Origin of the sequence: Paramesorhizobium endophyticum, assembly GCF_014640615.1 — a bacterium.
GTDB lineage: Bacteria > Pseudomonadota > Alphaproteobacteria > Rhizobiales > Rhizobiaceae > Paramesorhizobium > Paramesorhizobium endophyticum.
The window spans coordinates 195,978-208,475 of record NZ_BMHH01000005.1 but is presented as its reverse complement, the minus strand read 5'-3'; the positions used below and the strand labels follow the sequence as shown (position 1 = coordinate 208,475).

12 protein-coding genes are annotated in these 12,498 nt (G+C 62.7%); 10 read left to right on the top strand and 2 right to left on the bottom strand.

Annotated elements, in window-relative coordinates; all coding sequences use genetic code 11:
- Positions 1–118: 118 nt before the first annotated feature.
- The 7 genes from IEX53_RS08570 to IEX53_RS08540 all read left to right on the top strand — a co-directional run bounded on the left by IEX53_RS08570 (position 119) and on the right by IEX53_RS08540 (position 7,682).
- Entirely contained in the window at positions 119–1,165 is a 1,047-nt protein-coding gene (locus tag IEX53_RS08570; protein WP_188823397.1) for a PstS family phosphate ABC transporter substrate-binding protein, read from the top strand.
- Between the two features lie 73 nt (positions 1,166–1,238).
- The gene (pstC, locus tag IEX53_RS08565; RefSeq protein WP_188823396.1) at positions 1,239–2,705 is read left to right on the top strand and encodes a phosphate ABC transporter permease subunit PstC; all 1,467 of its coding nucleotides are present in this window, start codon (positions 1,239–1,241) and stop codon (positions 2,703–2,705) included.
- Complete coding sequence (pstA, locus tag IEX53_RS08560) at positions 2,702–4,024, top strand: phosphate ABC transporter permease PstA (protein WP_188823394.1); 1,323 nt, start codon at positions 2,702–2,704, stop codon at positions 4,022–4,024. Before pstC ends, pstA begins: the two co-directional genes overlap by 4 nt.
- Positions 4,025–4,089: 65 nt before the next feature.
- Positions 4,090–4,863 carry a phosphate ABC transporter ATP-binding protein PstB gene (gene pstB, locus IEX53_RS08555; protein WP_236016106.1) on the top strand — a complete coding sequence of 258 codons (774 nt, stop codon included), beginning with the start codon at positions 4,090–4,092 and terminating at the stop codon, positions 4,861–4,863.
- A 153-nt stretch (positions 4,864–5,016) separates the two neighbouring features.
- A complete protein-coding gene (phoU, locus tag IEX53_RS08550; protein ID WP_188823390.1) occupies positions 5,017–5,739 on the top strand; it encodes a phosphate signaling complex protein PhoU in 723 nt (240 codons plus the stop codon).
- Positions 5,740–5,867: 128 nt separating this feature from the next.
- Complete coding sequence (phoB, locus tag IEX53_RS08545) at positions 5,868–6,554, top strand: phosphate regulon transcriptional regulator PhoB (protein WP_188823389.1); 687 nt, start codon at positions 5,868–5,870, stop codon at positions 6,552–6,554.
- A gap of 162 nt (positions 6,555–6,716) precedes the next feature.
- Positions 6,717–7,682, top strand: coding sequence for a cell wall hydrolase (locus IEX53_RS08540; RefSeq protein WP_188823387.1), 966 nt, complete (start codon positions 6,717–6,719; stop codon positions 7,680–7,682).
- Here IEX53_RS08540 and IEX53_RS08535 read toward each other — a convergent pair whose 3' ends face one another.
- Positions 7,683–7,955, bottom strand: coding sequence for a hypothetical protein (locus IEX53_RS08535; RefSeq protein WP_188823385.1), 273 nt, complete (start codon positions 7,953–7,955; stop codon positions 7,683–7,685).
- A gap of 137 nt (positions 7,956–8,092) precedes the next feature.
- Here IEX53_RS08535 and IEX53_RS08530 point away from each other — a divergent pair, with 137 nt between their 5' ends.
- Complete coding sequence (locus IEX53_RS08530) at positions 8,093–9,346, top strand: aminopeptidase (protein ID WP_188823383.1); 1,254 nt, start codon at positions 8,093–8,095, stop codon at positions 9,344–9,346.
- Between the two features lie 288 nt (positions 9,347–9,634).
- Here the strand turns inward: IEX53_RS08530 and IEX53_RS08525 are convergent, their stop codons facing one another.
- Positions 9,635–9,928 carry a DUF982 domain-containing protein gene (locus IEX53_RS08525; RefSeq protein ID WP_188823381.1) on the bottom strand — a complete coding sequence of 98 codons (294 nt, stop codon included), beginning with the start codon at positions 9,926–9,928 and terminating at the stop codon, positions 9,635–9,637.
- A 221-nt stretch (positions 9,929–10,149) separates the two neighbouring features.
- Here IEX53_RS08525 and otsB point away from each other — a divergent pair, with 221 nt between their 5' ends.
- Both otsB and otsA read left to right on the top strand, forming a co-directional pair.
- Positions 10,150–10,920, top strand: a complete 771-nt coding sequence (gene otsB / locus IEX53_RS08520; RefSeq protein WP_188823379.1) for a trehalose-phosphatase — start codon at positions 10,150–10,152, stop codon at positions 10,918–10,920.
- A 13-nt stretch (positions 10,921–10,933) separates the two neighbouring features.
- The gene (otsA, locus tag IEX53_RS08515) at positions 10,934–12,349 is read left to right on the top strand and encodes an alpha,alpha-trehalose-phosphate synthase (UDP-forming) (protein ID WP_188823369.1); all 1,416 of its coding nucleotides are present in this window, start codon (positions 10,934–10,936) and stop codon (positions 12,347–12,349) included.
- Positions 12,350–12,498 lie beyond the last annotated feature (149 nt).

The window sequence follows — 12,498 nt, the reverse complement described above, 5'->3', positions numbered from 1 at the left end:
CGGTGTCACGGCTTGATACGGTTCTGTAACATTGCTGTCATATCACTGTAATATAGATTCCGTAGAGGGCTAGCGACGTCGGACACGTCACCCAATTCTTCCAACAGGAGCTGCTCCTATGAAAAAGATGATCTATACGACCGCTGCGCTGGCGATTGCCGCCGCCATGTCGGTCTCCGCCGCTGAGGCACGCGACCAGATTCAGGTGGCAGGTTCCTCGACCGTGCTGCCCTACGCCAAGATCGTTGCCGAGACCTTCGGCGAGACCTACCCGAACTTCAAGACCCCGGTCGTCGAGTCCGGCGGCTCGGGCGCCGGCATCAAGGAATTCTGCAAGGGCGTCGGTGAAAACACCATCGATATCGCCAATGCTTCGCGCGCCATGAAGGATAGCGAACTGAAGTCGTGCGCCGACGCCGGCGTCAAGGACGTGCAGGAAGTCCGCATCGGCTATGACGGCATCGTCTTCGCCACCGACATCAAGGGCCCGAACTGGAACCTGACGCCGAAGGACATCTTCTCCGCTCTCGCCGCCAAGGTCGCCGTCGACGGCAAGCTGGTTGACAATCCGAACACCAAGTGGAGCCAGGTCAACAAGGACCTGCCGGATTGGGATATCGCCGCCTACATCCCGGGCGAAAAGCACGGCACCCGCGAAGTCTTCGAAGAGAAGCTTCTCGCCGAGGGCTGCAAGGAAACCGGCACGCTCGAAGCCATGGAAAAGGGCGGCATGGACAAGAAGGCCGCCGAAAAGGCCTGCCTCCAGGTCCGCAAGGACGGCAAGGCTGTCGACATCGACGGCGACTATAGCGAAACCCTCGCCCGCATCTCGTCCAACAAGACCGGCGTCGGCGTGTTCGGCCTCGCTTTCTATGAAAACAATGCCGACAAGCTGAAGGTCGCCACCGTTGAGGGCGTCACCCCCTCGGTCGAGACCATCTCCAGCGGCAAGTATCCGGTTTCGCGCCCGCTGTTCTTCTATGTGAAGAAGGCTCACATCGGCGTCATCCCGGGCCTGAAGGAATATGTCGATTTCTTCCTGTCCGACCAGATGATCGGCCCTGACTCGCCGCTCGCCGATTACGGCCTCGTTCCGGCTCCGGATTCCGAGCGCGTCTCCCAGCGCGAAGCCTTCGACGCCGGCAAGACCATGCAGGCCAAGTAAGGCTTGACTATCGGACACAGGCGGTATCCGCCTGTGTCCTCCTCAGTTTAATAGGGGCAACCGGGGAAATCTGATGTCCGTAATGCTGGTTCTGCTTATCGTCTTCGGAATAGGCCTCGTCGGTTACTTCGTCGGGCGCCAGCGCGCGCGCGCCAGGGAAACCGTGGGCGTCAAGGTCCATTCCCGCTCCCATTACCATGGCTGGTGGGTATTCCTCGTAACGGTGCTCCCCGCGGTGTTGTTCATCGTTCTCTGGTCCGCCGGCTCCGCGATCTATCTTGAGCATTCCGCCAAGGAGAGCCTGCCGCCGCAGACGGCGCAGAGCGCGCTCGCCAGCCGCAGCCTCGCGCTCGGCATGGTGCAAAGCCTGGCGGACGGCCTTGATCGCCTCGATCCCGTCGAGCGCCAGAGCCTGCCGCAAACCTACACTGAATTGCGTACCCTGCTGGCGACCAAGGGCGTTGCGCTTGCCTCCGAGGGGCAGGACTATATGGTCCCCATCGCCGAGCGCTGGAACGGCCAGGCAGCCACGGCGCGCACCATCGGCGCGGCCATCGCCATCGCGCTCGCCATCGCCGGGCTGGTCTTCGGCCTTTCGGGCATCCACCCCCGCGCCCGCGCCCGCAACAATGTCGAGCGCATCGTGCTCTGGGGGCTGCTCGCCGCATCCACCATTGCGATCCTCACCACGGTCGGCATCATCTTCTCGATGCTGTTCCAGACGATCACCTTCTTCCGCGACATTCCGCCCGCGAGCTTCTTCTTCGGAACGGTCTGGGATCCGCGCTTCGCCGACGCCGGCTCGGGCGGCGCCGAGGGACAGTTCGGCCTGATCCCGCTTCTCGCCGGCACGCTCTATATCGCCCTCGTCGCCATGCTGGTGGCGGTGCCGGTCGGCCTCTTCGCAGCCATCTACATGGCGGAATATGCCAGCCCCCGGGTCCGCGCCATCGTCAAGCCGCTGCTGGAAATCCTCGCCGGCATCCCCACCATCGTCTATGGCTTCTTCGCGCTCATCACGGTCGGCCCTTTCCTGCGCGACATGAGCGCCGCGATCTCGGGCGGACCGGCCTTCATCATGGCCCAGAGCGTGCTGACGGCGGGCCTCGTGATGGGCATCATGCTGATCCCCTTCGTCTCGTCGCTTTCCGATGACATCATCACCGCCGTTCCGGGCGCCATGCGCGACGGTTCGCTGGGCCTGGGCGCCACCCGCTCCGAAACGATCAAGCGCGTCATCCTCCCCGCCGCGCTTCCGGGCATCGTCGGCGCGCTGCTCTTGACCGCCTCCCGCGCCGTCGGCGAAACGATGATCGTCGTGCTTGCCGCGGGCGTCGCCGCCAGAATCAATATCAACCCGTTCGACGCGATGACCACCATCACGGTCAAGATCGTCAACCAGCTGACCGGCGACCTCGAGTTCAATTCGCCGCAGACGCTGGTGGCCTTCGCCCTCGGCATCACGCTTTTCTTTCTCACCCTCGCGATGAACGTCTTCGCCCTCTATATCGTGCGCAAGTACCGGGAGCAGTACGAATGACTGACGCAACGCTCAACTCGAACGTGGCGGCCGCCACGGCCCGCCCGGCGCGGCGCGATATCGGGATCAAGCGCCGCTATGCAGCGGAACGCCGCTTCCGCTTCTACGGCATCCTCGCCATCGCGATAGGCATCTTCTTCCTGTTCGCGCTGCTGTTCTCCGTCATCTCCAATGGCTACACCGCCTTCTGGCAGACGACGATCGAGCTGCCGGTCAAGCTGGACGAGAAGATCATCGACCCGCAAAATCAGCGCGCCACCAATCCGGCTGTGCTGATGACGGCCAATTATCCGCTCCTGGTGCGCAATGCCCTTGCGGAGAAGCTGGGCGTTGCCTCGTCCGACCGCCCGGCGATGCGTGATGTGAGCCGGTTCTTCTCGGACGGCGTGCGCAACCAGCTGCGCGAGATGGTCACGGGCAATCCCTCGCTGATCGGCACGACGCAGACCATTCCGGTGCTCGCCGCCGGCGACGTCGACTCCGCCTTCAAGGGGCAGATCGATCTCTCCGTGCCGGAGGCCAACCGCAAGGTTTCGGACCGTCAGGTCGGCTGGATGAAGAAGCTCACCGACGAAGGCGTGATGAAGGAAGAGTTCAACACCGGCCTCTTCACCTTCGGCGCATCGAGCCGGCCGGAAACCGCAGGCCTCGGCGTCGCGCTCATCGGCTCGCTCTATATGATGCTGATCGTGCTGGTGCTGGCGCTGCCCATCGGCGTCGCCGCCTCCATCTATCTGGAGGAATACGCCAAGAAGAGCCGCCTGACCGACCTGATCGAAGTCAACATCAACAATCTGGCGGCGGTGCCCTCCATCGTCTACGGCCTCCTGGGGCTGGCGGTGTTCATCAACTTCTTCGGCCTGCCGCGCTCGGCCTCGCTGGTCGGCGGCCTGGTGTTGACGCTGATGACCCTGCCGACGATCATCATCGCCACCCGCGCTGCGCTGCGCGCCGTGCCGCCGTCGATCCGCGCCGCGGCGCTGGGTCTCGGCGCCTCCAAGACGCAGACCGTGTTCCATCACGTGCTGCCGCTTGCCGCGCCCGGCATCATGACCGGCACCATCATCGGCCTCGCCCATGCGCTGGGCGAAACCGCGCCTCTGCTCCTCATCGGCATGGTCGCCTTCGTCGTCGGCTATCCGACAACGCCGCTCGATCCCTCGACCGCGCTGCCGGTGCAGATCTATATGTGGGCCAATGAGGCGGAGCGTGCCTTTGTGGAGCGCACTTCGGGCGCCATCATCGTGCTGCTCCTGTTCCTCGCCGTTATGAATATCGGAGCCATCCTCCTGCGCCGCCGTTTCGAGCGCCGCTGGTAAAACGGGAGATAAGACACATGAACCTGATGACCGAGCGATCTCTCGAGAAAGCAGTGGGTGAGAAGATGAACGCTGTTACCACCAAGAGCAAAATGAAGGGCGAAAAGGTCTGCGTCTTCTACGGCGCGAAGCAGGCGCTGTTCGATGTCGATCTCGACATTCCCGAGAAGATGGTGACCGCGCTGATCGGTCCCTCCGGCTGCGGCAAGTCTACCTTCCTGCGCTCGCTGAACCGCATGAACGACACGGTCGAGGGCTGCCGCGTCGTCGGCGACATCACCCTTGACGGCGAAGACATCTACGATCCCAAGATCGACGTTGTCGAGCTTCGCGCCCGCGTCGGCATGGTCTTCCAGAAGCCCAATCCGTTCCCGAAGTCGATCTATGAGAACGTCGCCTACGGCCCGCGCATCCATGGCCTCGCCAAGAACCGCCACGAGATGGACGAGATCGTTGAAAGCAGCTTGCGCCGCGCCAGCCTGTTCGACGAGGTGAAGGACCGCCTGCACGATGCCGGCACCGGCCTTTCCGGTGGCCAGCAGCAGCGCCTCTGCATCGCCCGCGCCATCGCGGTAAGCCCCGAGGTAATCCTGATGGACGAGCCCTGCTCCGCGCTCGACCCCATCGCCACCGCCAAGGTGGAAGAACTGATCGATGAGCTGCGTCAGAACTACACCATCGTCATCGTTACCCACTCGATGCAGCAGGCGGCCCGCGTGTCGCAGCGCACCGCCATGTTCCATCTTGGCAATCTGGTCGAGGTCGGCGACACCGAGATGATGTTCACGACGCCCAAGGAAAAACGCACCCAGGATTACATCACCGGGCGCTTCGGCTGACGCATGATCCCAAAAAGTTGCAGACTTTTTGGATAAGATCATGCGGGAAAAAAGCATGATCCCAAAAAGTTGCAGACTTTTTGGACAAGATTATGCGGGGGAAAAGCGGCCTACCAGGACGCTCCCGGTCTCGAGATATTAAGGACAGAAGAAATGCCATCCCAGCACACAGTCCGCTCCTATGACGAGGAGTTGAAGTTCCTGGCCCATAAGATCGCCGAGATGGGCGGCCATGCCGAGCGCATGGTCGAGCAGTCGGTCGAGGCCATCGTCAATGCCGACAATGCGCTGGCCCAGCGCGTCATCTCCGACGATCTGATCCTCGACGCCAGCGAGCGCGAGATCGACGACCGCGCCGTCACCATCATCGCCAAGCGCCAGCCCATGGCTTCTGACTTACGCGAGATCATCGGCGCCATCCGCATCTCGTCCGATCTGGAGCGTGTCGGTGATCTAGGCAAGAACATTGCCAAGCGCGTCGCCGCAGTGTCGGAAGCCCGCCAGCCGATCAAGGTCTATCGCGGTCTCCAGACGCTGGCCGAGCTGGCGCTGACGCAGCTGAAGGACGTGCTCGACGCCTTCGCTTCGCGTTCGGTGCAGCAGATCAACATCGTCCGCGACCGCGACGACGAGATCGACGCGATGTACACCTCGCTGTTCCGCGAGCTCCTGACCTATATGATGGAAGATCCGCGCAACATTTCGGCCTGCACGCATCTTCTCTTCTGCGCGAAGAACATCGAGCGCATCGGCGACCACGCGACCAACATCGCCGAGACGGTCTATTACATCGTCACCGGCCAGCAGATGCCGCCCGATCGCCCGAAGGAAGATCTGAGCCACGGCATCGTCGTGGACGAGGCCCGGCGGGCCTAAACGGCTCGCGCCCACCCTCCCCGCAAGGGGGAAGGGGGGCGAGAACCCGCCCGGCGGAGAGTTACGGAGATGCCTTGGGGGCCGGCAGATCCGCGTCGACATGCATATTCTGATAGGAAACTGCTGAAATGGCCCATGCACCCAAGGTCGCGGTTGTCGAAGACGAAGAGGCGCTGAGCGTCCTCCTCCGTTACAATCTCGAGGCGGAAGGCTATCTGGTCGATACCATCCTGCGCGGGGACGAGGCGGAAATCGCCCTTCGCGAGAATGTGCCTGATCTCTTGATCCTCGACTGGATGCTGCCCGGCGTCTCCGGCATCGAGCTTTGCCGCCGCCTGCGCCAGCGGGTGGAGACGGAGCGCCTGCCGATCATCATGCTGACTGCGCGCGGCGAGGAAAGCGAGCGCGTGCGTGGCCTCGGCGTCGGCGCGGACGACTATGTCGTCAAGCCCTTCTCGACCCCGGAACTGCTCGCCCGCGTGAAGGCGATGCTGCGCCGCGCCAAGCCGAGCTTGCTCTCCCATGTGCTGAAAGTAGGCGACCTCGTGCTCGACCGCGAGCAGCACCGCGTCTACCGCAAGGACCGGGAAATCCGCTTGGGCCCGACCGAGTTCCGCCTGCTCGAATATTTCATGATGTCGCCGGGCCGAGTCTTCTCGCGCAGCCAGTTGCTCGACGGTGTCTGGGGCCCTGATATCTATGTCGACGACCGTACGGTGGACGTGCATGTCGGGCGTCTGCGCAAGGCGATCAACACCGGCCGCGCTGTCGATCCGATTCGCACGGTACGGGGCGCGGGCTACTCGTTCGGGTAGAATAATATTGTGGCGAAGCTCCAATAAAGTGAAAGGTTAATAAAACGTAAATATTACTATACTTGTAAGAAATACTGATAAATAGTTAGATGACGGCGGGGTATTATGCTTATCTCGCCGTTTTTCTTCTTCGCCATTCTTTGGCCCAAAACATGCTCCCTCATGGCTGCCTTCGTTGAGGGGTCCAAGCATGAGATTGAGCTTTTGAAGAGCGCTGGAAACTGGAAAATCCTGGCCGTGGCCGGTGCGATGATCGCGCCTGTCGTCATGACCGGATGCACGACGTCGAAGGGTAGCGGGTCCGGCCAATCGGCCAAGGGAACCGTCACACAGTCGAGTGCCTCGAAGGGCTATGGCTATACGGCTGGCGGCAAGAAGACCTATGCCTATACCGCCAAGGACAGGGAATGCCTCAAGCGGGCGATGTATTTCGAATCGAACCGCTCCAGCGAGGATGGTTTCCTCGCGGTCGGGACGGTGGTGATGAACCGCCTGGCATCCGGCAAGTACCCGGACACGATCTGCGGCGTCGTCGGCCAGAAAAACCAGTTCGCGCCCGGCGTGCTTTCGCGCCAGATGAAATCGCTGCCTGAGCTCGATGAAGCCGCGGATGCGGTGCTGCGCGGCGAGCGGCACCCTAAGGTGAAGCAGGCCATGTTCTTCCACACCGCCGGGCTGAAATTCCCCTATCGCAACATGCACTATGTGCTGGTCGCTGGTGGCAATGCCTTCTACGAGAAGCGCCGCCGCGACGGCACGCTCGAAACGCCGATCCTTGATACGCCGCGCCTCATCGCCGCCGCGGATGTGCTGAAGCCCGCAATGCCCGCCCTCGGCCATGAGCGTGCGGTGCCTGTCCCCACGGCCTCGCCCGTCGACCGGACGCTGGTCGCCAGCATCACGCCTGACCAGGGTTTCGGCCCGCGCGCAAAGGGCGATCGCGTGGCGCGAGCCCCTGCGGCGCGGGTCGAGACGGTCGCCTGGCAGACCGGCCCGGCCCCGGTGCGCATGGGAACGGCAACGGCCGCGCCGCAAACCGAGCTCGGCTATGACGGAGCCAAAAGGCCCGTCGACGCCATCGGCGAACTGCTCCTCTCGCAGGACCGGCCCGAGCCTAGATATCAATAATCAGCGAGGGCGGACCCGCACCGGAACCGGCTGGTAGATCACCATGGGCGGGCCGAACGGACGGTAGAACGGCTCGTCGAAAGCGGCGCGGCGGTCCGCCCGGCGGTCGAGATCGAGCTGCAGCAGGCAATTGGCGAGCGCGTCGGTGTTCGGACGGAAGCCATAGGCCCGGCAGGTCTGGATATCGGCGGCGCGCCGCTCTTCCGGCGTCATCGTCGTGCATCCGGCAAGCGCGGCGGTGAGAAGGATGCCGCAGAACGCAAGTTTCTTCATCGGTTCGTCTTTCCTGATCCGCTGCCGAATATAGCAGAGGGCGCGGCGCAATGGCTACTGGCGCGAGAGGGTAGCCAGCTTCGGTCGGCGGGAGTAAGAAGGAGGCCTTTCGTCTTTCTTCAACGATCGGATGCGCCATGACCATACATTCCCGAGATGCAATCATTGATCCCGTCAAGCTCGACCGTCTGGCGGAGGTGGCCGTGAAGGTCGGGCTACAGCTCCAGCCGGGGCAGGATTTGGTCATCACCGCGCCCGTCGCGGCCCTGCCGCTGGTGCGCCGTATCGCCGAGCATGCCTACAAGGCGGGCGCCGGGCTGGTGACGCCCTTCTTCGGCGATGAGGAGGTGACGCTGGCGCGCTATCGCTTTGCGCCGGACGAGAGCTTCGACCGCGCCTCCGGCTGGCTTTATGAGGGAATGGCCAAGGCCTATGCCAACGGCGCGGCGCGCCTTGCCATTGCCGGCGACAATCCGCTGCTCCTCTCTTCGCAGGATCCGGCCAAGGTCGCCCGCGCCAACAAGGCCAATTCCATCGCCTATCAGCCGGCGCTGGAGAAGATCGCCAATTTCGACATCAACTGGAACATTGTCTCCTACCCCAACCCGTCCTGGGCCAGGCAGGTCTTCCCCGATGATCCCGAGGATGTGGCGACCGCCAAGCTCGCCGAAGCCATCTTCGCCGCCTCGCGCGTCGATGTCGAGGATCCGATTGCCGCCTGGGCAGACCACAACGCCGCGCTGCGCCGCCGCAGCGCCTGGCTCAACGAAAACGCCTTCCACGCGCTGCATTTCACCGGACCGGGCACCGATCTGACGGTGGGCCTCGCCGATGGGCATGAGTGGCATGGCGGCGCTTCGACCGCGAAGAATGGCGTCACCTGCAATCCGAACATCCCCACCGAGGAAGTGTTCACCACGCCCCACGCCCGCCGGGTGGAAGGCTATGTGACAAGCACCAAGCCGCTTTCGCATCAGGGCACGCTGATCGACAACATCTCTGTGCGCTTCGAGGAAGGCCGCATCGTCGAGGCGAAGGCGACCCGCGGCGAGGAGGTTCTCCTGAAAGTGCTCGACACGGATGAAGGTGCGCGGCGGCTGGGCGAGGTGGCGCTGGTGCCGCATTCCTCGCCGATCTCCAAGAGCGGGCTCCTGTTCTACAACACCCTGTTCGACGAGAACGCCGCCTGCCACATCGCGCTCGGCCAGTGCTATTCGAAATGCTTCATCGACGGCGCATCGCTTTCCCCCGACGAAATCGCCGCGCGCGGCGGCAATAAGAGCCTCATCCACATCGACTGGATGATCGGCTCGGACAAGATCGACATCGACGGTCTCGCCAAGGACGGCACCCGCGTGCCGGTCATGCGCGGCGGCGAATGGGCGGTTTAAAGCGCTTTTCTTATGTGAGGGAATCGCGAGGCACACCCCCCTCTGTCCTGCCGGACATCTCCCCCACAAGGGGGGAGATTGGCTGAGAGTTCCGCTTTCGCCAATTGCCAGCGTTGCAGGATTAGAAGCCGTCATCGATGAAGCCCAATCTCCCCCCTTGTGGGGGAGATCCCGGCAGGACAGAAGGGGTACTGCCCCGCCAACCCTTCCAAGCTTCAGCTCTCAGCCAACAAAAAAGCCCGGAAAGCATGGCGCTTCCCGGGCTTTTGAGTGAAAAAGCTTCTTCCGTCAGATGCCGTGCGCGGCGCGGCTATGTCCGGCATGAGGCGCCGGTGCGCGCCGCAGCAGGAGGCCGGCCTCCGTCGCCGCATGAATGAAGGCGCGCCGCGCCTTGGCGACGGGTTTCAGCCCATCGAGTGCATCAAGGCATGTCTGGAGCGCCTGGCGATAGGTACGTCCCTGTTCACGATTGCGCCAATAGGTGCGGAGGCACTCCACGGCCTCCCAGGCGCTCGCCACGACGCGGCTGCGAGCCTCGCCGATACGGATGACCACGGGAACGGGAAAAAGCTTGTCGTCCATGGGGTTAGCTCCATTGTTATCAAGCATTGTATTGGGGGTAAGCCCCGCCCAGTCCGGGCAACAAACGTATGAACCAGCTGCCGGTTCCATCCAGATAGGAAGAAACTTTGTGCCTGAAAGGGAGGATCCTGATTTTCTCGATATGCACAAAATTAGAATGATTCCAATATTGTACGATTATGCCGGTTGTCTTCGCGGTGGTTTTGCCTAACTTTAAAGACATGACTGCGCTGCCCTCGAACAAACCTTTCCTGGATGACCTGCCCGGCATCGATTCGCTCGGAAACTGGGCGGTGTTTTTCGACATCGACGGAACGCTTCTGGATATAGCGGAGAGTCCGGAGGCGGTGCGCGTCCCCGATGGCCTCATCGACAATCTTCTCGATCTGGGCGGAAAGCTCGGCGGCGCGCTTGCGCTGGTGACGGGGCGGTCCATCAGTTTCGTCGATACGCTTTTCCCTGATGCCCGGTTCCCCGTCGCCGGCCTTCACGGCGGAGAAATCCGCGATGCGACCGGACGTGTCGAACGGTCCGAACCGACGGCGGATTTTTTGCGCGCCAAGGAGGAGCTGCGCGAGAGGGCGGCGCGCTGGCCGGATATCCTCGTCGAGGACAAGCAGGCCGCCATTGCCGTCCACTACCGCCAGGCGCCGCAATTGGAAGGCGAAATGCGCCGGCTCATGGAGGAGATTGCCGCCCTCGCCGGGCCCGGCTGGATCCTCCAACACGGCAAGATGGTGCTGGAATTGCGCCCGGCGGCGCATGACAAGGGCCATGCGGTTGAAACCTTTATGCGCGCTCCGCCGTTTGTGGGGAGGCGTCCGCTCGCCTTCGGCGACGATGTGACGGATGAGGCGATGTTCGCTGAGGTGAACGCCCGCGGCGGTCTCTCTGTCAGGATCGGTTTACCCGGTGAACGGTCGTCTGCCGCGGGGCTTTATCTGGAAAACCCCGCGGCGCTCAGAAACTGGATATCGCAACGGGCGCGATGAGGGAGACAAACATATGAGCCGGCTAATCGTCATATCGAACAGAGTTCCGCTCCCGGATAAAAGCGGCGCGGCACCCGCGGGCGGTCTCGCCGTCGCGCTGCAGGCGGCGCTCGATGAGCGGGGCGGCATATGGATGGGTTGGTCTGGCAAGGCGCTCCCCGCCGACGAGACGCCCGGCATCGATATCCACGAGCGGGGCCGCATCACCTACGCGCTGGTCGATCTCAACCGGCAGGATGTGGACGAATATTATGCGGGCTTCGCCAATCGCGTTCTCTGGCCGCTCTGCCATTACCGCCTCGACTTGACGGAATATGCCCGCAAGGACATGGCGGGCTATTTCCGCGTCAACCGCCTCTTCGCCCAGCACCTTGCGTCGCTCGTAAAGCCTGACGATGTGATCTGGGTGCATGATTATCATCTGATCCCGCTTGCCGCCGAATTGCGGAACATGGGATTGAAAAACCGCATCGGCTTCTTCCTGCACATCCCTTGGCCGTCCGCGGACGTGCTTTTCACCCTGCCCGTGCATGAGATCATCATGCGCGGCCTTGCCTCCTATGATGTGGTCGGGTTCCAGACCGCCCATGACGCGGAAAACTTTGCCGGCTGCCTGCGCCGTGAAGGCATCGGCCGGGAACTGGGGCAGGGGCTGTTCGAGGCCTATGGCCATATTTTCCGCGCCGACGTGTTCCCCATCAGCATCGACACCGCGGCTTTCGCCGAAGTGGCCAGCGCCTCGCACCGCCATAGCCTGGTGGAGCGAATGCGCGAAAGCCTGGGCGACAAGGACTTGATTATCGGGGTGGACCGGCTCGATTATTCCAAGGGCATTACCAACCGCATCGAAGCCTTCGAGCGCTTCCTGACCAACAATCTAGACAGCCGGGGCAGGGTGACATTCTTGCAGATCACGCCGAAATCCCGCTCTGAAGTGCCGGAATATGGCGACATGCAGCGTGCGCTGGCGGAGCTCGCGGGCCGGGTGAATGGCGCGATGAGCGCGGTGGATTGGACCCCGATCCGCTACGTCAACCGCTCCATCGGGCGCAATGTACTGGCCGGTCTCTATCGCATGGCGAAAATCGGCCTGGTGACGCCGCTGCGCGACGGCATGAACCTCGTCGCCAAGGAATATGTCGCGGCGCAGGACCCGGATAATCCAGGCGTTCTCATCCTGTCGCGCTTTGCCGGCGCGGCGCGCGAGCTTGATGGCGCGCTGCTCGTCAATCCCTATGATGTCGACGGTGTGTCGGACGCCATCGCGCGCGCCCTGTCCATGCCGCTTGAGGCGCGCCGCGAGCGGTGGAGCGGAATGATGCCGCATCTTTTGGAAAACGACGTTTCCCACTGGTGCGAGAATTTCCTGAAAGCCCTGGTCGGACATGGCACGGCGAAGGAACGGGACCCAGTGGTTCTGGCTTCCTAGGGCGTTCCTCTCCCCTACGGTAGTGGGGGAGAGGTGGCCGCGTAGCGGACGGTGAGGGGGTGCTTGGCGTGACGGGCAACCGAATGAGAGCATGCTGGCGTTTCCATCAAAACATGAACGACTCTAAGCTGCGAATCGGTCGTCCCATC

What these genes read in the sequence shown, in the direction of transcription:
- pstC (WP_188823396.1), top strand. Translation starts at nt 1,239, where the DNA reads ATGTCCGTAATGCTGGTTCTGCTTATCGTCTTCGGAATAGGCCTCGTC.
- IEX53_RS08570 (WP_188823397.1), top strand. Translation starts at nt 119, where the DNA reads ATGAAAAAGATGATCTATACGACCGCTGCGCTGGCGATTGCCGCCGCC.
- IEX53_RS08530 (WP_188823383.1), top strand. Translation starts at nt 8,093, where the DNA reads ATGACCATACATTCCCGAGATGCAATCATTGATCCCGTCAAGCTCGAC.
- IEX53_RS08540 (WP_188823387.1), top strand. Translation starts at nt 6,717, where the DNA reads ATGGCTGCCTTCGTTGAGGGGTCCAAGCATGAGATTGAGCTTTTGAAG.
- otsB (WP_188823379.1), top strand. Translation starts at nt 10,150, where the DNA reads ATGACTGCGCTGCCCTCGAACAAACCTTTCCTGGATGACCTGCCCGGC.
- IEX53_RS08535 (WP_188823385.1), bottom strand. Translation starts at nt 7,955, where the DNA reads ATGAAGAAACTTGCGTTCTGCGGCATCCTTCTCACCGCCGCGCTTGCC.
- phoB (WP_188823389.1), top strand. Translation starts at nt 5,868, where the DNA reads ATGGCCCATGCACCCAAGGTCGCGGTTGTCGAAGACGAAGAGGCGCTG.
- pstA (WP_188823394.1), top strand. Translation starts at nt 2,702, where the DNA reads ATGACTGACGCAACGCTCAACTCGAACGTGGCGGCCGCCACGGCCCGC.
- IEX53_RS08525 (WP_188823381.1), bottom strand. Translation starts at nt 9,928, where the DNA reads ATGGACGACAAGCTTTTTCCCGTTCCCGTGGTCATCCGTATCGGCGAG.
- pstB (WP_236016106.1), top strand. Translation starts at nt 4,090, where the DNA reads ATGAACGCTGTTACCACCAAGAGCAAAATGAAGGGCGAAAAGGTCTGC.
- otsA (WP_188823369.1), top strand. Translation starts at nt 10,934, where the DNA reads ATGAGCCGGCTAATCGTCATATCGAACAGAGTTCCGCTCCCGGATAAA.
- phoU (WP_188823390.1), top strand. Translation starts at nt 5,017, where the DNA reads ATGCCATCCCAGCACACAGTCCGCTCCTATGACGAGGAGTTGAAGTTC.